Raw genomic sequence first — 20,696 nt, forward strand, 5'->3', positions numbered from 1 at the left:
TGATCACCCGCCACTGCGCTCGAATGTACTCCCGGCCTTGCAGGGGTGTCCATGCCAGGAAAAACCTGTCATCCCTGGCCGGCAGGGCGCCGCGCGGTGCAGGCTTTCAGGGCGTCACTCCGCGCCAGCCGACCGGAGGATGTCGCGGAGTGCCTCGACCACCAGGTCATGGTCCTGCACCTGCGGCAATCCGGACACGGTGACGGTTGCTACGGCGCCCACCCCGGTGACGTACACGGGGAAAGAGCCGCCGTGCGCGGCGTAGAGGGCCTGGTCGAACCAGGCGTTGTCTTCAATACGTCCGCCGCCGCGCCGGGCGCGCAGCCCCACCAGCAGGGAAGGAACCTCGTACCGGGCGGCGGTCCGCTTCTTTGCCCGGATCCAGTGCCCGTTGTCCGGCGTTGCCCCCGGCAGGGCCACGTGGAAGAGGACCTGCTCGCCCTTGGTGATGTCGATGGCGATGGGGAGCCCGCGCTCCTTGCCCAGCTCCACCAGGAGCAGTCCCAAGTTCAGGGAGTCGTCCAGGGAGAAGCCGGGAAATTGGAGCTCCCGGATCTCCGCCTCGATCCGGGCGATCAAGGCTTCAAGGGATCCCTCCGGCTGGGCATCGCGGGAATCCGGATCGTACTCGGTCACATCTGGTGGATTCGCAGTCATGGCCCACAATCTACCCCTCCCTGCGGTAAACTGGACCACGCCCAACAGGGCGGATATTTCACCAAACAGAATCATTCAACGACAGGGGAGCGCCGCCGTCGGCATCACTGGCCATGCCAGGGACCGCAGGTGGGCGCTGAGAGTGCGGACAGCCGCAGACCCTCGAACCTGATCCGGTTAGTACCGGCGCAAGGGAGTCGAGTTCTCGAAGTGCGCGCAGCGGCAGCAGTGCCGGTAGCCGCGTCCACTTTCCCCTCCTGTTCCTCAGGAGGATCACATGGCAACAACAGCAGTCAAGAAGCCCGCCCGCAAGTCCTGGCGCGTCGTGGACATCGTGGTGGCGGCCCTTATTGCCGTTGCCGGCGGCGTCATTTTTTGGGCCTGGTCCCAGGGGGCGGCCGCAGTCTCGGGACCCATGAACGCCGTCTACCCGCCCCTGACCGGCCTGATCGCCGGCGGCTGGATGATCCCGGCCGTCCTGGGCATGCTCATCATCCGCAAGCCAGGCGCCGCGCTCTTCTGCGAGACGGTGGCCGCCACAGGTGAACTGTTCATGGGCTCCCAGTACGGGGCGTCCGTTCTGTTCTCAGGATTCGTCCAGGGCCTGGGTGCCGAGATCATCTTCGCCATCTTCGTGTACCGGAAGTTCAACCTGCCCGTGGCACTGCTTGCCGGCGCCGCCGCCGGCCTTTTCTGCGGCCTGAACGACTCCTTCGCGCCGTGGGGCTGGAACATCGCCTACGCCGCCGGCGACAAGCTGGCCTACATCATCTTCACCGCCATCTCCGGCGCCATCATCGCCGGAGCACTGTCCTGGATGGCCACCCGCGGCCTGGCCAGGACAGGGGTCCTGAGCTCCTTTGCATCACGCAAGGCGGCAACGGAGCCCGTCTTCTCCTGATGGGCGCCCCTTCGCGGCACGAGGCATCCGTCGCGGTGCGTCCGGCTGCCGTCACAGCCCGCGGCTGGGGCTGGCGCCATGCGGGGCGCGCCAAGCCGGCCGTCCGTGGCCTCGACCTGGAGATCCGCCCGGGGGAGCGCGTGCTCCTCCTGGGGCCATCCGGCGCGGGCAAGTCCACGCTCCTGCATGCCCTGGCAGGGGTACTGGGGGACATAGACGACGGCGGCGACGCCAGCGAGTCCGACGAGACGGGTTCGCTGCTGGTTGACGGTGCCGTGCCCCGCGAGCAGCGCGGCCGGGCCGGACTGATGCAGCAGGACCCGGAGACGCAGGTTGTCCTCTCCCGCGTTGGCGACGACGTCGCCTTCGGCGCCGAGAACCTCGCCGTGCCCCGCGAAGCCATCTGGGCCCGCATGCACGAGGCGCTGGACGACGTCGGACTTTCCCACCTGCCGCTGGACCACCCGACGTCGGCCCTGTCCGGCGGGCAAAAACAGCGCTTGGCGCTGGCAGGAATCCTCGCCATGCGGCCTGGCCTGATTCTGCTCGACGAGCCCACGGCGAACCTGGACCCTGCCGGTGTGCTGGAAGTCCGCGACGCCGTGGGCCGCTGCCTGGACAAAACCGGTGCCACGCTGGTTGTGGTGGAGCACCGGGTGTCCGTGTGGAAGGACCTGGTGGACCGAATCGTGGTGCTGCAGCCGGGCAGCGCCACTGATGATGCCGTGCTGCTTGACGGTCCTCCGGACCGGGTGCTCGCGGACGCGCGGACCATGCTGGCGGCGGCCGGTGTGTGGGTGCCCGGGTATGTTCCTGAGACGCGTGCAAGGTCGGGCAACCCGGCTGCCGGCTCCGGCGGCCTCCTGCTGGCGGCCGAACACCTTGCGGTTTCCCGGGAACGTCCGCGCCGCAGCGGCTTTCGGAAGGTGCCCCCAGCGCCCGTCCAGCACGATATTTCCGCGCAGGTCCGGGCAGGGCAGGCGCTGGCCATCACAGGCGCCAACGGCGCGGGCAAGTCAACGTTTGCGCTGACCCTTGCGGGACTCCTGGAGCCCGTGGCTGGAAAGGTGTCCGCCACCCTGGACCTCAGCCGTGGCGCCGGGATAGACCCTTATAAGTGGAAAGCCGAGCAGCTCATCGAGCGGATTGGCACCGTGTTCCAGGAGCCAGAGCACCAGTTCGTCACCGGGAAGGTGCTGGACGAACTCCTGTTCGGTCCGCGGCACCTGGGGCACGGTGAGGAGCGCGTGGACGAGCTGCTGGAGCGGTTGCGGCTGACCCACCTCGTGGACGCGAACCCCTATACGCTGTCCGGCGGCGAGAAGCGGCGCCTCTCCGTGGCCACGGTCCTGGCGGCACATCCCCGCGTGCTCGTGCTGGACGAGCCGACGTTCGGCCAGGACGCCAACACCTGGGCGGAGCTGGCCTCGTTCCTGTCCGAGCTCCTGGATGGCGGCACCGCCGTGGTGTCCGTGACGCACGACGCCGAGTTCACCGCCGCGCTGGGTGGAACCGAGCTGCGGATGGCTGCCGGGGAACCGGTGGCGCCATGAGGCAGGAACTGAACCTGCGGGGCAACCAGGCCCTGCTGACCCGCGCCAATCCCCTGAGCAAGTTCGCCGCCGTCTTCCTCATCACGGCAGTGCTGGCGCTTTCGATCGACTGGGTTTCCGCGTCGGTGGCGCTGGCCTTCGAATTCCTGCTGTTCCCGCTCGCAGGCCTGACGCTGACGCTGCTGTGGCAACGCGGCTGGCCGCTGATCCTCGCAGCGGCCGTGGGGGGCTGGAGTACCTCAATCCTGGCTCCGGACAGCGGAAGGACGCTGATCGACGTCGGCATCTGGACCATGAGCGAAGGCTCGCTGGAACTGGGGATCGGCTTCATGCTGCGCGGGCTGGCCATCGCCCTTCCGGCGGTGCTGCTCATGAGCTGCACCGACCCCACGGACCTGGCCGATGCCCTGGCACAGAAGGCCCGCCTGCCGCACCGCTTTGTGCTGGGGACCCTTGCCGCCATGAGGCTGGTGGGCCTGATGGCGGAAGAGTGGCAGACCATCGGCATGGCGCGCAGGGCCCGGGGCGTGGGTTCGCGCGGCAACGCCGTGCAGCGGTTGAAAGCGACGCTGGGGCAGAGCTTCGGGCTCCTGGTGCAGGCAATCCGCCGGGCGTCACGGCTGGCAGTGACCATGGAAGCGCGCGGTTTCGGCGGCGGACGCCGGACGTGGGCGCGCGAATCCACCTTCAGCGCGCTGGATGCCTGGGTGCTTGCCGGGGGCGTCGTGATGGCGGGAACAGCGGTGGTTGCAGCAGTGTCCTTGGGGACATGGAACATGGTGTGGCTGGGAAGCTGATACCTGGGCCGGCCTAGGGGCAGGCATAGTTGTAGTCGAAACCCTTGGACACGAACTGGGCCAGCACCACCCTGCCGCCGCCCGTCAGCGGCTCCTGTGAACAGGAGCTCGCCGCCCCGGAGGCGTTGAGGGACCCGGCCAGCCAGCTGGGAAGCGAATAAAGGTTGCTCGAGCTGCTGACTCTTCCGACAATCCGGTCCCACTGCTGGCCGGTAGAGTAGATCCCCACCTCGGCTCCGATGCTGTGGAAGAAATCAGTCATGCCTTCGAGGACGGTCCGGTTGGCATCCTTGTCGGTGCGGGACCAGCTGTTCTCCGTCTCAACGTCCAGCCACCAGAAGTACGAGGAGGGGTTGCTGATCCCGCGGAAGTACGCGTCGTCGTACGCCTTGGCGAAGCCGTACATATAAGCGCAGGCCTTGCCGTAGTCCCCGGCCTTGCAGGGGCCGTAAGGGTTGTGGACTTCCTTGCCGGGCGGGTACTCGTCGTTTTCCGGCCACCAGGAGCCGGCGGCGCCGGGATTGGCGGTGTTGACGTACAGGGAGACTGTGGGCTGGCCGGGATGGCCAGCGGAATCTTCCGCCCACCTGAGCTGCTCGGACAGGCAGGGATTCGTGGTGTTGGCCAGGCCATTGTTGACGCCCACAATGGCAAACGCCTGTTCCGAGGGAAAATCTCCGTTGCACTGCGGCCACGAGATGTCGTTACCCAGAAATGACTGCTGCCCCTCCCCGGGTGAGGGAACGGCGTAGGCGGGGGCGCCGGTGACCAGGAGCAGCGCGGCAAGAAGCAGGCCGAACATTCCCGGCACGGCCCGTGGGTTTCCGGCGGGCAGTACCCGGTGTGACTGCGCCCTGCCCCGCTTTGTGGTGCTTGGCGGCGCCTCGCTGGCTGGTATGCGGCGCATGCTGCCTCCGTTGCCGCTGGACGAAGAGGTCCTCATCCAGTGTCCCGCCGTTGGCACGAAGAGGTCAAGGTGCCTCGATTACCGGTTATATCGCATGGGATGGGTAACGAATCGTTATATCGGCCCGCTAGGGAGGTCGGCCACTGTCGAATAGCTCATCTGTGATATAAATTTGATTATGACGCAGGAAACCGCCGAACACGTTGCCGCCATGTTGAGGGACGCCCGCAGTGAGAAGGGCTGGACCCAGGGCCAGCTGGCTTCCGAGCTGGGTACGAGCCAAAGCGCCGTTGCCCGGATGGAGCAGGGCAAGCAAAACCTGAGCCTCAGAATGATCCAGCGCCTTGAAGCGATCTTTGGCAGGAGCATCGTGAACGTGGGCAAGCCGCAGATGACGCACCTGCGGGTTGAGGGCGGACACACCCTTTCGGGTTCTGTGGACGTCAACAGCAGCAAGAACGCCGGAGTGGCACTGCTCTGTGCCAGCCTGATCAACCGGGGGACTACTATCCTTCGCCGCCTGGCGCGCATCGAAGAGGTAAACCGGATTGTTGAAGTCCTGACCAGCATCGGCGTGGAGTGCACCTGGCTTAACGACACCGATCTGCAGCTTCGGCGTCCGGCTGTGCTGGACCTGGACGCCATGGACGTTGACGCCGCACGCCGCACGCGGAGCGTCATCATGCTTCTGGGACCCCTGCTGGACGAATCGGCACAATACCGGCTCCCCTATGCCGGCGGCTGCGACCTCGGGACCCGCACGGTTGAACCGCATATGCAGGCACTCCGCCAATTCGGACTCTCCGTGGAGGCCACCGCAGGTTTCTACAGCGTCCAGGCCCCGCCCGCGGACACCCGGGACCGCTCGTTCGTCCTCACCGAACGCGGCGATACTGTCACCGAGAACGCCATCATGGCAGCCGCCCACCGCAAGGGCACAACCGTGATCCGGAACGCCAGTCCCAACTACATGGTGCAGGATCTTTGCTTCTACCTGCAGATGCTGGGCGTGGAGATCGAGGGCGTAGGCACCACCACCCTGAAGATCACGGGGCGCCTGTCCATCGACGCCGACATCGAGTACTTCCCGTCGGAGGACCCCATCGAGGCGATGAGCCTGATCACCGCGGGCATTGTCACCAACTCCGAGGTGACCATCCGGCGCGTGCCCATCGAGTTTATGGAAATTGAGCTGGCAACGCTGGGCCAGATGGGCCAGCAGCTGGAGATCTCGGGCGAGTACATGGCCCGGAACGGCCGGACGCGCCTGGTGGACGTCACCACCAAGCCTTCGGAGCTGCATGCTCCGGAGGACAAGATCCATCCCATGCCGTTTCCGGGGCTCAATATAGACAACCTGCCCTTCTTCGCCGTCATTGCCGCGAATGCCCAGGGCCAGACCATGATCCACGACTGGGTCTACGAAAACCGGGCGATCTACCTGACGGAACTCAACCGGCTGGGCGCCCAGGTGCAACTGCTGGATCCGCACCGGATCTATGTCAACGGGCCCACGAAATGGCGTGCCGCGGAGGTGGGTTGCCCGCCTGCACTGCGCCCTGCGGCCTGCCTGCTGCTGGCGATGCTTGCCGCACGGGGAGTGTCAGAGCTGCGGAACATCTACGTCATTGAGCGCGGCTACGAGGACCTGGCGGAGCGGTTGAACGCCATCGGCGCGAAGGTGGAGTACTTCCAGGACTGACCATTCACGGTTCGTCATGAATGGCGGAGCCCCTCCAAAATCTTCCTGCCTGCCGCAGAATGACAGTATGCGTACATTCGGCGTCGAGGAAGAGCTCCTGATTGTTGACCCCACAACGGGGGAGCCGCTTGCGCTGGCCGATGCCCTGTTGTCCGGGCACAGGATGGCGGCCGATGATGCACCCGATGCCCGCTCGCTGGAAACCGAAGACAAGACCGTTTACGACGACGACGAGATGGGCTTGAGTGCCGAGCTTAAGCTTGAGCAGATCGAGACCCAGACGCGGCCCTGCCTGGAGTACGGCGTCCTTCTGGACCAGATCCGTGCCGGCCGGACGCTTGCTGACCGGGCTGCCCAAAAGAACGGCGCCAGGGTGGCGGCGCTGGCCACCTCGCCCTTGGCCTCCACCAGCCATACGACGCCGGACCCCCGGTATGCCCGGATGCTGGAACGCTTCGGCCTCACGGCGCAGGAGCAGCTCACGTGCGGCTTCCATGTGCACACCTATATCGAATCGCCGGAGGAAGGCGTGGCGGTCCTGGACCGGATCCGGGACAAGCTTGCCGTGCTTACCGCGTTGAGCGCGAACTCCCCGTTCTGGAACGGTGTGCCGACCGGCTTCGAGAGTTACCGGACCCAAGCCTGGAACCGCTGGCCCACCTCAGGACCCGCGGGGATCTACGGGACCTACCCCGCGTACCGGCGGGTGGTCACGCGGTTGCTGGACAGCGGAGTGATGCTGGACGAGGGGATGCTCTACTTCGACGCCAGGCTTTCGCGGAACCATCCCACTGTGGAAGTTCGGGTGGCCGATGTCTGCCTCCGTGCCGAGGATGCCGCGCTCATCGCACTCCTGGTGCGTGCACTGGTGGAGTCGGCCAGCCGGGAGTGGCGGGACGGGGTGGACCCTGCGCCGGTGCCCACTGTGCTGTTGCGCATGGCTGCATGGCAGGCGAGCAGCAGCGGGCTTAGTGGGGAGCTGTTGGATTTCGGCACCTTCCGGCCGGCCCGGGCCGCGGATGTGGTGCGTTCGCTGGTGGACTACCTGGCGCCGGTTTTGGACGAACAGGGGGAGCTCGCCATCGTGCGGCAGGGGGTGGAGGACATCATCGCCCGCGGCACCGGGGCAGCTGAGCAGCGCCGGGTCCGCGACAAGGCCATGGAAGGTTCCCCGCCCGAGGACCTCGGCCTGGGCGCCGTGGTTAACCACGCGGTGAATATCACCATGCGTGGTGCCATGGACCTCTCGGAAGTGGAAGCGGCCCCGGACCTGCTGCGCGTCCGGCAGTCATAGGCAGTCCTGGGTAGACGAGGATCCTGCGCGTACGGCAAGTCATACGCTTCGGGAACCTCGTCAATTTTGGTGTTCGGTGGCGCTGGGCAGACCGCGGTATCCGGCGATCCTGCTCTGTCCTAAAGAGGCGATGTTTGCTCTCTCCTAAAGGACAGAAAGGGACGCTTCCAGCAGTAGGTGCCACTCAGGGAACGGGTCCTTGGGGAGTTCATCCTCGGTGGGTCCGGGGTCTTCCGGCACGTCCACGTCTGGCGGATCGAAGTCATCGGGCAGGTCCAGGTCCTGGGGCATCCCAAAGTGCTCAACAAAGCCCTGGAGAGGCATGCCTTCGAGCGCCAAAATCGGTTGTCCTTCCGGTTTCGTTGCCGCACTCCACGTTTCAGTAACCCAGTCTGGCCAGTGGGGTGGTTGCCAGTCCTGGTGTTCGCTTTTGTAGTGGCGTCCGGTGGGTGAGGTCCAGCCGGGTGGTTGGTTTTTGGTGGCTGGTGTTGGTGTCCAGCCGGTGGTGTGCCGGAGTTTGTGGTGTTTGGGGCAGGGTTGTCCGAGGTTGCTGATTCCGGTGGTTCCGCCGTTGTGCCATGCGAGGAGGTGGTCTGCCTCGTTGTCCAAAGACGGGTTGCTGCAGCCGGGGAAGGGGCAGGTGCCGTCGCGCAGCCGGAGCCAGTTCCGCATGGCTTTGGTGACCCGGTAGCTGGTCCGGCCGATTTCCAGCGGGGCGCCGTCCCGCGGATCGATCAGGACGCGGTGGAACGCGTCGGCGCCGTTGGCGACCAGGTCCCTCGCCATGGAGGCTGGGATGGGTCCGTATCCGTCGAGCATTGCGGGCTCGTCGGTCAGGCCCATGAGGGTGACGACCGGCACGGTGACGAGAACTTGCGCCCGGATCGGCGACGACAGCCCGGCGGGATCCGTTCCGGCACCTGCACCGGCGCTGGTGTCTGCAGGGACGCAGGGACTGTCGGCTCTCCCGTGGGTGGAGTCTGTGTGTCCGGTGCCGCTGGTGAGGATGGCTTCGGCGAAGGTATCGGCCCGGATCTGGGTGAGGGTGCGGGCCTCGTGGGGTCCTTGTGCGGCGCGGGCGAGGGCGTTGAGCCGGTTCCAGCCTGCCATGGCCTGGTGGGCGGGGAGGTAGGCCGAGAGCCAGGCCATCCCGTCCTGGTCAGGTGCGTATTCGACCCGCCGGTCCGCCACCCCCTTGGCGTGGCGTTTCTCCAGCGATTCGGGATGGTGGCGTTCCCGCCAGGTCCTGGCTTTGGCCTTGAACCGGTACGCGGGCATCTCCCCGATCGTCGCCGCACCGTCAGGTCTCGGTGTATCCGGATCGAGGAAATACTCCTCCAAAGCGGCGGCCCCGGCCCGGTCAAGGCCCACGGTCTGGTTCACCATTTCCCGGGCATGGGCCCAGGAAATCGTCCCGGACCCCAACGCGGCAAGGGTCCGGGGCAGGGCCGTGGTCAGGGCGTGGGACTCGGCCAACAAGGCGCCGGCGGCGCGGTCACCGATGGCCAGTGCACAGCTGACCTCGGCCACTAGGCTCCGGCCCTTGGCTGTGGCCTCCTGCGGGGAGGACGGCGGACCGTTCAGCACACTCGTGGCGGCAGCCAACACCTGAACCGCCTGCGCCTTCACCGCCGCCAGCTTCGCCTCCGACCGGGCCACCCCGGCAAGGACATCCAAAGCCCCATCAGCAACCCGCTGCAACGGATCATCATCAACCCCGCCAGCAAGACCGGAAGCAGGCGACCCGGGAACAGCAGTTCCAGAACCAGGCGACCCGGCAACAGCAGCGCCAGAACCGGGCGGGCCGGAAACAGCCGCACCGCCGCCCGCGAGCACGGCCGTATAGGCAGCCACAGAAGCGTCAACCGCTGCCTCCGCCTCCACCACCACCGGATTGCTTTCCATACAGACATCATCCTGCGGGGGTCTGACAAAAAGAGCCGTGCAGCAGGGGCTATGGATAACTAGTGGACTGCTAAATATCCACATCCCTGGCGGCACCACCGCAGGCGTGCCATACTCGGCGCGTGACGTCGTCGTACTCCTTTACAGCCGAACTGTGGCTGTACCCGGGCGAGGCCGGCTGGCATTTCCTTACCCTGCCGCCGGACGTGGCGGACGATATCCAAGCACGAAACGCAGGGCACAAAAAAGCATTCGGCTCAATCCGGGTGACAGCGGAAATTTCCGGTCACACCTGGCAGACTTCACTGTTCCCGGATGCCCACAAGGGGACGTACCTCCTGCCGGTCAAGAAGGCCGTCAGGGCCAAGTCCCGGATCAGTGAAGGCGACGCCGTGGAAGTCCGCCTCTCCGTTATCAGCGCCTGAAGCCCACAGAATTCCTGCCCACACAGCCCCTTCCCACAGAATGCCTGCCCACACAGCCTCTTCCCACATAGCGCGGCACCGCCCGCCGGTACTCAGCGAACGCCCCACCGAAGGAAGCGGCGAGGCTGGCCTCCTCCCGCAAAACCTGGCGATGGACGGCAGCGGCCGCCACCGGAAGTGCGGCCAGGGTCCATGCGTTGTGCCGCACCAGCCCAGTGCCCAGATGCAGCAGCGTCCAGCCCACATACATAGGGTTGCGCGAGAATGAGTACGGGCCGGACGTCACCAGCTCAGCCGGTCGGGCGAGGAAAGTGCGGCGGGCTGCCCACCATGACCAGGCGACGAGGACGCCACCGGCGGCGAGCGATGCGCCGCCCGTTATCCGCAGAAGCCTCTGCCGGCGGCCGGTTACCCGCGAAAGCCGGATAGGAACCAGGCGCTGAAGGGCCGCGCCGGCGGCGATGCCCAGCAGGTTCTGCTCAGGCAGGGGGATGTTGGACAGCAGCAGCTGCCAGCCGGGAGCAGCGACCGTTCCAGGCATGCCCACCACCGTCCGGAGTGCTAGATCTGCTTGAGCGCCTGCTCCAGGTCGCCGATCAGGTCGTCCACGTCTTCCAGGCCGACGGAAAGCCGCACCACGCCGTCGCTCAGGCCGATCGCCGCCCTGCCCTCGCCCCCCATGGCGCGGTGCGTGGTGGTGGCCGGGTGGGTGATGAGGGACTTGGCGTCGCCCAGGTTGTTGGAGATGTCGATGATCCGCAGCCCGTCCAGCAGCGCGAACGCTGCTTCCTTCCCGGAACGGCCCCTGGATGGCGCAAGCTCGAGGGTGAGGACGGTGCCTCCGGCGCCCATCTGCTTCGCGGCCAGCTCGTATTGCGGGTGCGACTTCAGGAGCGGGTACTTCACCCAGCTGACGGCGGGCTGCTCCTCCAGCCATTCCGCGAGCCGCAGGGCGGTGGCCGAGGAATGGTTGACCCTGAGCGACATGGTCTCAAGGCCCTTGGTCAGGACCCAGGCATTGAACGCGGACAACGCCGGTCCGGTGTGGCGCATCAGCTGCTTCACCGGTCCGTCGATGAACTCCTTGGTGCCCAGGATGGCGCCGCCGAGCACCCTGCCCTGGCCGTCGATGTGCTTGGTGCCGGAGTACACAATGACGTCCGCGCCAAGCTGCCCGCAGCGTTGCAGCAGGGGAGTGGCAAAGACATTGTCGACGACGACGGTCGCCCCGGCCGCGTGCGCCAGTTCGCTGACCGCGGCGATGTCCACGATCTCCTGCATCGGGTTGGACGGCGATTCAAAGAAGACGGCGGTGGTGGGCTTGGACAGGGCCTCGCGCCACTGCTCCAGGTCAGGCCCGTCCACGAAGACGGTTTCCACGCCCCACCGCGGCAGGATCTCGTTGAGGATCACAAAGCAGGATCCGAACAGCGAGCGGGCGGCAACCACGCGGTCGCCGGCTGCCAGCAGGGCACCCAGGGCGGTGAACACGGCGGACATCCCGGACGCCGTCGCAAAGCACGCCTCGGTTCCTTCCAGCAGGCGGAGACGCTCCTGGAACGTGGCCACGGAGGGGTTGCCGTAACGGGAGTAGACAAAGCGCTCGTCCTCGCCCGTGAAGGCACGCTCGGCGGCAGCCGCGGATTCGTAGACAAAGCCCGAGTTCAGGAAGATGGCTTCGCTGGTTTCCTGGAAGTTGGTGCGGTCCAGCCCGCCGCGCACGGCCTGGGTATCGGGGCTCCAGCCGGCGGCGTCTTCGTTGAAGGTCACTTAGATCTTTCCCAGGTTGGTTGGCAGGCCGCGGTTCTTCCAGCCGTTGACGGTGCGTTCGCCGAAGCGGTCCGGGTCGCCTTCAAAGCCCTCCAGCACGTTGTAGGAGGTGAAGCCGGCCTGGGTGGCCGCTCTGGCTGCCGCGATGGACCGCTGGCCGGAGCGGCACAGGAACACCAGTTCGGTTGAACGGTCTTCGGGCGCCTGCTGGTTGAGGTCGTTGATGAAGTCAGGGTTGGGGATGCCGCCGGGGAAGGTCCACTGGATGAACAACGGATCGTTCTCAGTTGCCTTGGTGTCGGGAATACCAATGTGGGCCCACTCGCCCTCGGTGCGTACATCCACCAGGATGGCACCCTGTTCCAGCTTGTCCCAGGCCTCCTGCGGCGTCAGGTCCCCTGCGTAGCTCATGCGTGGCCCTCGCCGTCGAACTCAAGGTCGTCGCCCGTGGACTCAAGGCTGTCCACGGCGTCCGCCACTGCGGCATCCGCGGAAGCGATCGCCTCCGGAAGGACCACCGCCTGGGCCACGATGACGCTGCTGCCGTTGAAGGTCGCTGCCGGGCTGCCATGCAGCACATAGCCCTCTGCCAGGGCGGCCGAGATCCGCTCGCAGAATTCACGGTTGTCCGGGCCGCTGATGAGGCGGTAGGACAGCTTTTCTTCAGGGGCAGGTGCGTCAGACACGACGGATCTCCTTCTCTCACGCTTGCAGCTCGAATGGTCGATATGCCGAGTATTCACCTGAGGCACCCCGCCGTGGAAGGAGGGTTGCCGACCGGCCAGTCAGGGCTTGGCGCCGGTACTCATTACTCCCCAAAAACGTAACACTTGCCGCCCGGCGCCGCACCGCCGTCGTCGTCATGTTGCGTAACTGAAGGATGCAGGGCGGGCCGCGGCGCAAAAGAAACGTCCGTCACCGCTCTTGAACGTACGACGGCGACACCACCTTGGGTGCGCGGGCGCCAGGTGCCTGCCGCCGGCGTCAGGCCGATAAAGTTTCTGCAGGGGCCGCCGCCCCGTTACTGGAGAAATCAGTCCCTGGGGGGTCTTCATCAGCACGCCATCCGCCGCCGCGCCCACACGTCCCGCCCGGAGCCGCCGGCTGCGGCACCTCCACAAAGTGGCTTCGCTCCTCGCCGCCGTGATGATGGCCGTCCTGGCGGTGGTGGTACCCGCCGGCTCAGCGCAGGCCGCCCGAAACTTCCCGGAGGAAGGCAAACCGCTGCTGGGCGCAGTCCTCGAATGGGGAGAGGACACCGCCGGCGGCTTCTCCGAAAGGCTCGGGGCATCCCCCGCAATCTTCGGACACGACATCGCCTTCCCGTTCCGTGCCTCGGAGGAGGACGATATCCGGGAGTTCCTGGAGCAGTCCGCCGGGCAGGGCGCCCATGCGATGCTGACGGTGAGGCCTGCTGTCCCGCTGGACCAGGTCACCGCTGACGCTGCCGCAGCCTTTGCCGGGGAAGTGCGCCGGATGCAGGGGAATTTCAAGGGCCAGCTGCTCATCCGCTTTGCTCCGGACATGAATGCCAGCTGGGTGGAATGGGGCCAGCAGCCGGGCGACTACCGGCAGGCATTCCGGGCGGTGACGGCCGCGTTTCGGGATGCCGGCGCCAGTGGCAGCCATGCCATGGTGTGGGAACCGTACCTGGGCAAGGACTACCCCTTTGACCGGAACCGGAATGCGCCCGGGCCCGGCAGCGAAGGCTTTACCCTGTTGGATACCAATGGCGACGGCACCTGGAATGGCTCCGACAAAGCCTACGAACCCTACTATCCGGGAGACGACGCCGTGGACTGGGTGGGCCTGACGGCCTACCACGATGACACCGCAGGGGGCTCCGCCGTCAATACCGTGCCCCGAGCCGGTGAGCTGCAGGAGATGCTGACGGCCTCCGGCGGGGAGAACTTCTACGGGACATATGCCGCGGGGCGGGACAAGCCCTTCATGCTGCAGACGTCAGCCTTCTACAGCCCGTCCTCCGGAGGCGCCGCGGAAGCGGAGATCAAGAACGGCTGGTGGGACCAGGTCCTGGGCGTTGCCGCATCACCCGACTTCGCACTGACCGGGGCAGTGCTCTGGGACGAACGCACCAGCACACGGGACACGGGGGTGGCCAGCATCGACTGGCGGCTCACCGGAAACGCCGGTATTGCGGACGCTGCCCACACCCGGCTTGAGGAGGCGCCTGTGCAGACGGGGCCCGTTACCGATGTCAGCTCGGGTCCCGGGTTCGTCAGGTCCAACACGCTTTCGGGGGCTGCCGCCTGGACCGTTGGGGCCGCGCTCATCATCCTCCTGGTGGCGCTGTGGCAGCTCCCCGCCAGGTTGAGTGCGGTCACGGCGTGGGGCTACAGCGATCCGTCCGGCAGGGACTCACGCGTGGACCTGCTCCGTGGCCTGGCCATCGTGTTCGTGGTGGTGAACCACCTGGGCATGGTGTCGCTGTTCCAGCTCCTGACCCAGGAAGCGGTGGGCTTCGTTTCGGGTGCCGAGCTGTTCGTTCTGTTCTCCGGCCTGGTGGTTGGCATGGTGTACGGGCCCAGGGCGAAGGACGATTTTGGAACGGTGGTGGACCTCACCTCGCGCCGGGCAGGCAAGCTCTATGTAACGGCACTGGTGGTGCTGGTGGGCGTCTTCCTCCTGTCTCTGCTGCCTTTCTTCCGGACCGAGGCGCTTACAACCTTCGTGGACCAGGGCACCGGCGGGGCAGGGCACGAAGGCGCCGGACGCACTTACGATCTTTACGCGGGCATGGAAACACTGTTCCAGTTCCCTGTGCCGGCGCAGGTGCTTCCCGCCATCCTGCTGCTCCAGTTCGGGCCCTGGCAGTTCAACGTGATGGGCCTCTACGTGGTGCTGCTGCTGGCCAGCCCGCTGATCCTGGCCGCCCTCAACCGCGGCAAGGCTGTCTGGGTGCTGGCGGCATCGCTGGCCGTGTACGCGGTGGGAACGGTGACGCGCTTCAGGATCCTGCCGTCGCAGTTCGAGGATTCCTTCCCTTTGCTGGTGTGGCAGGTGCTGTTCGTCATCGGCCTGGCGGCCGGGTTCCACCGGCGGAGCATCGTGGCCTGGCTTTCATCGCACACCGGGGTGGTGGTGGCCTGCACTGCGCTGGCCTTCGCGTTCGCCTTCGTATCCTGGGGCAACCCGTACCTCGCCAACGGGTTTGACGTCCGCCTGGCGATCATCCCGGACACCGCCTACCGGGCCATGTACGACCTCTTCTTCGGGCGCACCTACCTTGCCCCGGGCCGGCTGCTTAACGTCCTGGTCCTGGTGGTGGCGGCCTATGCCTTCCTCACCGCCTACTGGAAACCGGTACAGCGAGCCCTGGGCTGGTTCCTGGTCCCGGTGGGGCGCGCCACCCTCTACGTGTTCATCATGCATGTGGTCCTCATCGCCGTCATCGCCAACATCCCGGCTCTCCAGCAAGAGAACATCCTCATTAACACCCTGGCCTACGCCGTGGTGCTGGGGCTCCTCTGGCTGATGGTGCGGACGCGCTTCCTCTTCAAGATCATCCCCACCTGAGGACGCGCCCCGGCGGAGCCCATGCGCTCTTGCCTGGAGGCCGACGCGCAGGGCTCAGGGGTGCGGCAAGATCAGCTGGTGGAGCAGGTGGTCCTGCCACTGCCCTGCGATCTTCAGGTATTCCGGCGCAACCCCGATCTCCCGGAACCCCGCCCGCTGCAGGATCCGCCGCGATGCTGTGTTGTGGAGCAGGGTTGCCGCCTGGATACGGTGCAGCCCAAGCGACGTCCGGGCGTAGTTGGCTGCGTGGCGAACCGCGGCAGTGCCGATCCCCTGCCCGGTGAGTTCGTGATCCACCCAGTAGCCCAGGTTGGCGCTGAGGAAGGGGCCGTGCACGATTCCCGTCAGCGTGACCGCCCCAACCACGCGCCCGGCTCGGTGGCCGGCGCACACTGTGCCTCCGCCGTCGTCCTCTTCTTCGACCAGGACCCAAGGGACTTCGGTGCCCAACGCGTGCTGGGCGAGCTTGGTGCGGATGATGTCCGCCTGGTGCCCGCTGGTGAAGAACCTGTCAGTGCGTTTCGGCTCCCAAGGAGCCAGGTGCTCCCGATTGCGCTGAAAGGCCCCGGCAAGGGCGGCCGCATCCGAGTCCTCGAGCAACCGGATGAGGAGCCGTTCGCGCAGGTAGGCACTGCTGCCAGTCATGTACCAGGCACCTTTCAGGGGGGCGCTCCATGGGCGGGAGCAGGGTTTACGTGACCGAAACGCAAACGCCACAACACCGATACCGTCACAGCATTTGACGAAACATTTCATCCCTACGCTCACCATGTAACACTCCGGTGAAAGGGAACAACATGACAGATGCTACTCGCAGGAACTTCCTCCGCTATGTGGGAATGGTGGGGGGAGCCGGGGTGATGTACCAGACGATGGCAGCCATGGGCCTTGCCCCTGATACAGCAGCTCCTGCGTTTGCCGCTCCCCGTGCCGACGACCTGCAGGGCAAGGGCAAGAGCGTGGCAATCCTGGGCGGGGGAATCGCAGGCCTGACGACGGCGTACGAACTGGGCAAAGCCGGCTACAAGGTCACGATCCTCGAGGCACGGATGCGTCCGGGCGGGCGCAACTGGACCGTGCGCGGCGGGACCGAAGAGACGGACATGCGCGGGATCACCCAGCGGGCCACGTTCTCGAAGGACCAGTACATGAACGCGGGGCCGGGCCGCATCCCGCAGCACCACATCGCCCTGGACTACTGCAAGGAACTCGGGGTGGCCATCGAGCCCTTCACCAACCAGAACGCGGACGGCTACCTTTTCCGCGAAGGCAGCAGCAAGCTCTCCAACACGCCCGTCCGGCACCGCGCTGCCAAGGCTGACGTCTACGGCTACGTCTCCGAGCTGCTGGCCAAAGCCACTGACCAGGGTGCCCTGGACAGCTACATGAGCGCAGCGGACAAGGAGAACCTGATTTCCTTCCTGAAGAACTTCGGCGCCATTGGCAATAAGGTGCCCGGAGATGCCGCGGCGAGCTTCAAGTACACCGGCACGGGCCGTAAGGGGTACTCCGTCGCCCCGGGGGCCGGCCTGGAAGTCGGCACGCCCCTGGCACCGGATGCCCTGTCCGATGTTTTCGCCAGCGGTGTGGGCAACTACTTCTCCTTCGAATTCGGCTGGGACCAGGCCATGATGATGTTCCAGCCCGTGGGCGGCATGGACCGCATCCCGTATGCGTTCGAGGCCGCCATCGGCAAGGACAAATTCGTGTACGGCGCCCAGGTTCTCTCCATGAACAACACCGCCGCCGGCGTTTCGGTGGAGTACACCAACCCGGGCGGCCAGGCCAAGATGATCGAAGCAGACTTTGCCGTCTGCACCCTTCCGCCGCATATCGCAGCCAAGGTCCCGGGCAACCTCCCCGCGGACGTCATCGATGCCCTGAAGTTCGCCAGCCCCAGCGACGCCGGCAAGATCGGCATCGAGTACTCCCGCCGCTGGTGGGAAGAGGACCACCGGATCTACGGCGGCATCACCAACACCAACATCGACCTCGGCAACATGTGGTACCCGTCCACCGGGTTCCATGGGCAGCGCGGCACCATGGTGGGCTACTACAACACAGGTGCCAGCGCGCGCGTCTACAAGGAACTCAGCCCGGAGAAGCGCCTGGGCCGCGCCCTCGACCAGGGTGCACGGATCCATGGTGACGTGTACCGGAAGGACGTTGCGGCGTCGTTCTCGGTGGACTGGGGCAGCACCGCCTTCTCCGAGGGCGCCTGGGTGGGCTGGCCCTCACAGACCGATGCCAGATACGCCAAGCTGCTGGAGCCGTCCGGCAACATCTACTTCGCCGGCGACCACCTCAGCCACGCCATCGCCTGGCAGCACGGTGCCATGACCTCCGCCCGCGCCGCCGTCACCTCCCTGCACACTCGGGCAGCGGCGATGGTGGCCGGATGAGCGCCGCAACCCCCGCCAGCCCCCGCACCTCGACAGAAAAGAAGACCATGCTCCGCCGCAGACTCGCCCTGATCGGTGCCGGTATCGCCGGCATAAGCCTCACCGCAACCGCCGCCTTCGCCGCGCCGGCAGTGTTCCAGGACCTCACCGCACCAAAACCCGGAACCACAGTGTCCAACCTCCCAGCCGGCCAGGACAACCCAATGATCGCCAGCGGAGTGGCCATCGGTGCGAACACCGCCATCTACAAGAGCAGTGGACTGGGGCCGTCCGCCTTGAATACAGCCGCGCCCGCCGGAAGCGAGCAGCGCTACGTGGACCCGGGCGTCTTCCCGGGAGGCGTCCTTCCGCCCGGCGTCACCATCACCGAAGCGCAGGGCATCAACGCCCTCCGCCGGATCGGCGAGAACCTGGCCCAGGCCGGATTGGATTACGACGACGTCATCACCATGCGCGTTTTCCTCCAGAACCCTGCGGGTACGGAAAAGGCCGACTTTGACGGCTGGAACCGGGCGTACCGGCAGTACTTTGCGAACACCAGCCTCGCCGACGGTTCTGCAGTGAAGGTTCCGCTGGGCTCCGCGGCACCCGCAGAACCCTTTGTGGTGAACCCTGCAAGGCCTTCACGCTTCGCCCTGGAAATTGAGAACCTGCCGGTCAACGGCTGGCTGGTGGAAGTGGAGGTGGACGCGGCCTACCCGGCTTCCGGCGGCAGGTAGGAGTCCGCGGATGCAGGAACGGCGTGGACCCCGTGCCGAAAGCACGTGGTCCACGCCGTTACCCGTCTACTGCGGCTTGCTATACGAGTCCTGGGTAGCTTGCCAGGATGTAATCGGCGGCAGCGGGGCCCTTCATGCGCAGCCCGTTGTGGCCGGAAGCAATCCTGCGGTGGCTCATGGCGGCCCAGAACTCGGATTCCGGTCCGGGCTTCTGCTGGTTGATAAAGCACCAGCTGGTGTACAGGCCGTACAGGCGGTCGCGGTCCAGCGTGGATTCCGAGGCCTGGTCGAGATAGGTGGCTTCTTTGAGAAAGAGGTCGAACTGCGAATGTGCCAAGACGGCTTCCCTTCGCTAAGTGCGGTGGTACTGCCGTTCGGCTACAGCAGCTAACCTCAATGCCGTGCACGGGGCAATGGAGTGTGGATGAAGGTGTCACTGCCGCATCTACAATGTAGACTTTACCCGTAGACAACCAATCAGGCAAGCGTCTGGATTATCCATTCCCGCGGCCCCCGAACTGCCCATCCGGCGTCGGAAATTTCCTGCCGCCGGGGAGCCTTGGACGCCACTATTCGAAGGAAGCGCGGCGCCTGTCCTGCGCCCGGGTGGCCCAGACGTCCGGGCGGTTCACCTTGAAGCGGCGGCCCGTCAGCGCGCGGGCTGAGAGCCGGATGTAGTTCGCCTTTTCGCCCGGCTGCCACGGCTCAAGACCCAGGCTGTCCACGGCATCTTTGTCCGCCTGGTCCTCGATGACCTGGGTGTCTCCGCGCAGCACCACGCTCCACGCCTCTTCGGTGTGGGGATCGTAACCGTCGATTTCCAGGGCGGCGGGCCGTTCGGACAGGGCGCTCCACAGCTTGGTGACGCCGGCCGTCCTGAAGGCGATGCTCCTGCGGTGCACCACGTAGTTGATCGGGAAGATCTCCGGATGGCCATCAACCACCACGGCAAGGCGGCCGACGGTGTCATTGGCCAGGAGTTCCCAGCATTCGTCAAAGGTCAGGGTGCCATCCGGCTGCGTCTGCGAGTCCATGAACCACACCTTACGGCCACTGTCCCTGCGGAACCTAGAGTGCAACGGCCCGAATCACAGGCCGGCCTACTGGATGCCCGCGAACAGCTCGTTCAGTTCCGCCGTGAGCTCCTTCTGCACCGACGGCGTCCCGACCTGCTTGCCGTCGATGTGGTTGACCGGTGCCAGCAGGCGGACGCTGGAGATCAGCCACACAGCATCGGCGTCCAGCAAATCCTGGGGCTCCAGCGGGCCGTAGCCCAGTTCCCAGCCCGCTGCCTTGGCTGCGGTGAACAGCGCCCCCTGCGATGTTCCGGGCAGGATGCCGCTGTCCAGCTGCGGTGTGATCAGGCGCTTCACGGACGTGCCGTCGTCGGCCTTTTCCACGTGGGCCAGCAGCACGGTGGACGTGGGACCCTCCAGGACCCTGCCGTCCGAGGAGATGAAGATGACGTCGTCCGCGCCCTGTTTGTGCGCGTGGCGCAGTGCGGCCATGTTGACGGCGTAGGAGAGTGTTTTGGCGCCGAGCAGCAGCCAGGGTGCGCGCTCGGCGGCGTCGCTGTCATAGCCGCGGTCCAGGAGGATCACGTCGATCCCGGTTTCGCGCTGGCGCCGGGCGCCGGCGCCTACGGGCGAGACCTGGACCCAGCAGTTGGGGGCAGTTGCGCCCTCGACGCCGCGGGTCACCACGAGTTTCACCACCAGTTCGTCCCGGTCCCCGGCCCCGGCCTCGGGAGGGTTCTGGACCCGGTGCTCGGACAGCGCGGTGGCAATGGCGCGGCGCCACTCGTCCTGGCCCGGAATAACGAGGTCAAGCGCGTCTGCGGAGCCGGCAAGGCGGTCCAGGTGGGCCTGGACCTTGCGGACGTTTCCGCCCACCGCCAGCATGGTCTCGAAGACGCCGTCGCCCCGGGTGGCGCCCTGGTCCGTCACCATCAGCTGAGGCTGCGAGGCGTCGGCCAGCCGGCCGCCAGGGAAGGTGGGGTCGAGGAAAACGAGAACCACGGGCGCAGGAGAGGTCATGGGTCCAGCTTAGTGCGGTGCCCCACCGATAAGCTGGGCGGAGTGCCCCGGCTGGAAACCGTCCGCCGGAGCTCATTTTTCCGGGGGTTAT

At 66.2% G+C, this 20,696-nt stretch carries 20 protein-coding genes and 2 riboswitches; of the genes, 9 read left to right on the plus strand and 11 right to left on the minus strand.

Annotated elements, in window-relative coordinates:
* Positions 1-114: 114 nt before the first annotated feature.
* Positions 115-657 (minus strand): heme-degrading domain-containing protein, encoded by a 543-nt coding sequence (locus IEX33_RS13560; protein ID WP_188731012.1) that lies wholly within the window; start codon positions 655-657, stop codon positions 115-117.
* Between the two features lie 73 nt (positions 658-730).
* A riboswitch (TPP riboswitch) is annotated at positions 731-870 on the plus strand.
* A 64-nt stretch (positions 871-934) separates the two neighbouring features.
* Here IEX33_RS13560 and IEX33_RS13565 point away from each other — a divergent pair.
* Genes IEX33_RS13565 through IEX33_RS13575 form a run of 3 tightly spaced genes read left to right on the plus strand, consistent with a single transcriptional unit; the run spans position 935 to position 3,908 of the window.
* Complete coding sequence (locus tag IEX33_RS13565; protein ID WP_188731014.1) at positions 935-1,558, plus strand: ECF transporter S component; 624 nt, start codon at positions 935-937, stop codon at positions 1,556-1,558.
* On the plus strand, positions 1,558-3,111 hold the full coding sequence (locus IEX33_RS13570) for an ABC transporter ATP-binding protein (RefSeq protein ID WP_188731016.1): 1,554 nt from the start codon (positions 1,558-1,560) through the stop codon (positions 3,109-3,111). The genes IEX33_RS13565 and IEX33_RS13570 overlap by 1 nt, the downstream gene beginning before the upstream one ends.
* Positions 3,108-3,908, plus strand: a complete 801-nt coding sequence (locus tag IEX33_RS13575) for an energy-coupling factor transporter transmembrane component T family protein (protein ID WP_188731018.1) — start codon at positions 3,108-3,110, stop codon at positions 3,906-3,908. Before IEX33_RS13570 ends, IEX33_RS13575 begins: the two co-directional genes overlap by 4 nt.
* 13 nt (positions 3,909-3,921) lie before the next feature.
* Here IEX33_RS13575 and IEX33_RS13580 read toward each other — a convergent pair whose 3' ends face one another.
* Entirely contained in the window at positions 3,922-4,815 is an 894-nt protein-coding gene (locus IEX33_RS13580; RefSeq protein ID WP_229675383.1) for a glycoside hydrolase family 25 domain-containing protein, read from the minus strand.
* 178 nt (positions 4,816-4,993) lie between these two features.
* Between IEX33_RS13580 and IEX33_RS13585 the strand changes: the two genes are divergently transcribed.
* Positions 4,994-6,517: a UDP-N-acetylglucosamine 1-carboxyvinyltransferase gene (locus tag IEX33_RS13585; RefSeq protein WP_188731021.1), complete on the plus strand. Its 1,524-nt coding sequence runs from the start codon at positions 4,994-4,996 to the stop codon at positions 6,515-6,517.
* Between the two features lie 67 nt (positions 6,518-6,584).
* The gene (locus IEX33_RS13590) at positions 6,585-7,811 is read left to right on the plus strand and encodes a glutamate--cysteine ligase 2 (RefSeq protein WP_188731023.1); all 1,227 of its coding nucleotides are present in this window, start codon (positions 6,585-6,587) and stop codon (positions 7,809-7,811) included.
* A 144-nt stretch (positions 7,812-7,955) separates the two neighbouring features.
* Here IEX33_RS13590 and IEX33_RS13595 read toward each other — a convergent pair whose 3' ends face one another.
* Positions 7,956-9,716, minus strand: a complete 1,761-nt coding sequence (locus IEX33_RS13595; protein ID WP_188731025.1) for a DUF222 domain-containing protein — start codon at positions 9,714-9,716, stop codon at positions 7,956-7,958.
* Positions 9,717-9,838: 122 nt separating this feature from the next.
* On the opposite strand from IEX33_RS13595, the gene IEX33_RS13600 reads away from it, so the two are divergent.
* A complete protein-coding gene (locus tag IEX33_RS13600) occupies positions 9,839-10,141 on the plus strand; it encodes a DUF1905 domain-containing protein (protein ID WP_188731027.1) in 303 nt (100 codons plus the stop codon).
* Here the strand turns inward: IEX33_RS13600 and IEX33_RS13605 are convergent.
* Genes IEX33_RS13605 through IEX33_RS13620 form a run of 4 tightly spaced genes read right to left on the minus strand, consistent with a single transcriptional unit; the run spans position 10,131 to position 12,597 of the window.
* Positions 10,131-10,682: a methyltransferase family protein gene (locus IEX33_RS13605; RefSeq protein WP_188731028.1), complete on the minus strand. Its 552-nt coding sequence runs from the start codon at positions 10,680-10,682 to the stop codon at positions 10,131-10,133. The genes IEX33_RS13600 and IEX33_RS13605 overlap by 11 nt on opposite strands.
* Positions 10,683-10,702: 20 nt before the next feature.
* Positions 10,703-11,911: an O-succinylhomoserine sulfhydrylase gene (locus tag IEX33_RS13610; RefSeq protein WP_188731031.1), complete on the minus strand. Its 1,209-nt coding sequence runs from the start codon at positions 11,909-11,911 to the stop codon at positions 10,703-10,705.
* Entirely contained in the window at positions 11,912-12,322 is a 411-nt protein-coding gene (locus tag IEX33_RS13615; RefSeq protein WP_188731033.1) for a rhodanese-like domain-containing protein, read from the minus strand.
* A complete protein-coding gene (locus tag IEX33_RS13620) occupies positions 12,319-12,597 on the minus strand; it encodes a DUF1737 domain-containing protein (protein WP_104188547.1) in 279 nt (92 codons plus the stop codon). Before IEX33_RS13620 ends, IEX33_RS13615 begins: the two co-directional genes overlap by 4 nt.
* Before the next feature lie 13 nt (positions 12,598-12,610).
* Positions 12,611-12,724, minus strand: a riboswitch (SAM riboswitch).
* Positions 12,725-13,057: 333 nt separating this feature from the next.
* Here IEX33_RS13620 and opgC point away from each other — a divergent pair.
* On the plus strand, positions 13,058-15,448 hold the full coding sequence (gene opgC, locus IEX33_RS13625) for an OpgC domain-containing protein (RefSeq protein WP_188731699.1): 2,391 nt from the start codon (positions 13,058-13,060) through the stop codon (positions 15,446-15,448).
* A gap of 54 nt (positions 15,449-15,502) precedes the next feature.
* Here opgC and IEX33_RS13630 read toward each other — a convergent pair whose 3' ends face one another.
* Positions 15,503-16,093, minus strand: a complete 591-nt coding sequence (locus IEX33_RS13630) for a GNAT family N-acetyltransferase (RefSeq protein ID WP_188731034.1) — start codon at positions 16,091-16,093, stop codon at positions 15,503-15,505.
* A gap of 152 nt (positions 16,094-16,245) precedes the next feature.
* Between IEX33_RS13630 and IEX33_RS13635 the strand changes: the two genes are divergently transcribed.
* Complete coding sequence (locus tag IEX33_RS13635; protein WP_188731036.1) at positions 16,246-17,850, plus strand: flavin monoamine oxidase family protein; 1,605 nt, start codon at positions 16,246-16,248, stop codon at positions 17,848-17,850.
* Positions 17,847-18,569 carry a Rid family hydrolase gene (locus IEX33_RS13640; RefSeq protein ID WP_229675384.1) on the plus strand — a complete coding sequence of 241 codons (723 nt, stop codon included), beginning with the start codon at positions 17,847-17,849 and terminating at the stop codon, positions 18,567-18,569. The genes IEX33_RS13635 and IEX33_RS13640 overlap by 4 nt, the downstream gene beginning before the upstream one ends.
* A gap of 79 nt (positions 18,570-18,648) precedes the next feature.
* Here IEX33_RS13640 and IEX33_RS13645 read toward each other — a convergent pair whose 3' ends face one another.
* The 3 genes from IEX33_RS13645 to IEX33_RS13655 form a co-directional block, all read right to left on the minus strand.
* Positions 18,649-18,906, minus strand: coding sequence for a hypothetical protein (locus tag IEX33_RS13645; RefSeq protein ID WP_104188556.1), 258 nt, complete (start codon positions 18,904-18,906; stop codon positions 18,649-18,651).
* Between the two features lie 232 nt (positions 18,907-19,138).
* On the minus strand, positions 19,139-19,603 hold the full coding sequence (locus tag IEX33_RS13650) for a pyridoxamine 5'-phosphate oxidase family protein (RefSeq protein WP_104188559.1): 465 nt from the start codon (positions 19,601-19,603) through the stop codon (positions 19,139-19,141).
* Between the two features lie 66 nt (positions 19,604-19,669).
* Positions 19,670-20,605 (minus strand): aminodeoxychorismate lyase, encoded by a 936-nt coding sequence (locus IEX33_RS13655; protein ID WP_188731037.1) that lies wholly within the window; start codon positions 20,603-20,605, stop codon positions 19,670-19,672.
* Positions 20,606-20,696: the final 91 nt, after the last annotated feature.

This window comes from Pseudarthrobacter scleromae, from assembly GCF_014644515.1.
In the GTDB taxonomy this organism is placed as follows: domain Bacteria; phylum Actinomycetota; class Actinomycetes; order Actinomycetales; family Micrococcaceae; genus Arthrobacter; species Arthrobacter scleromae.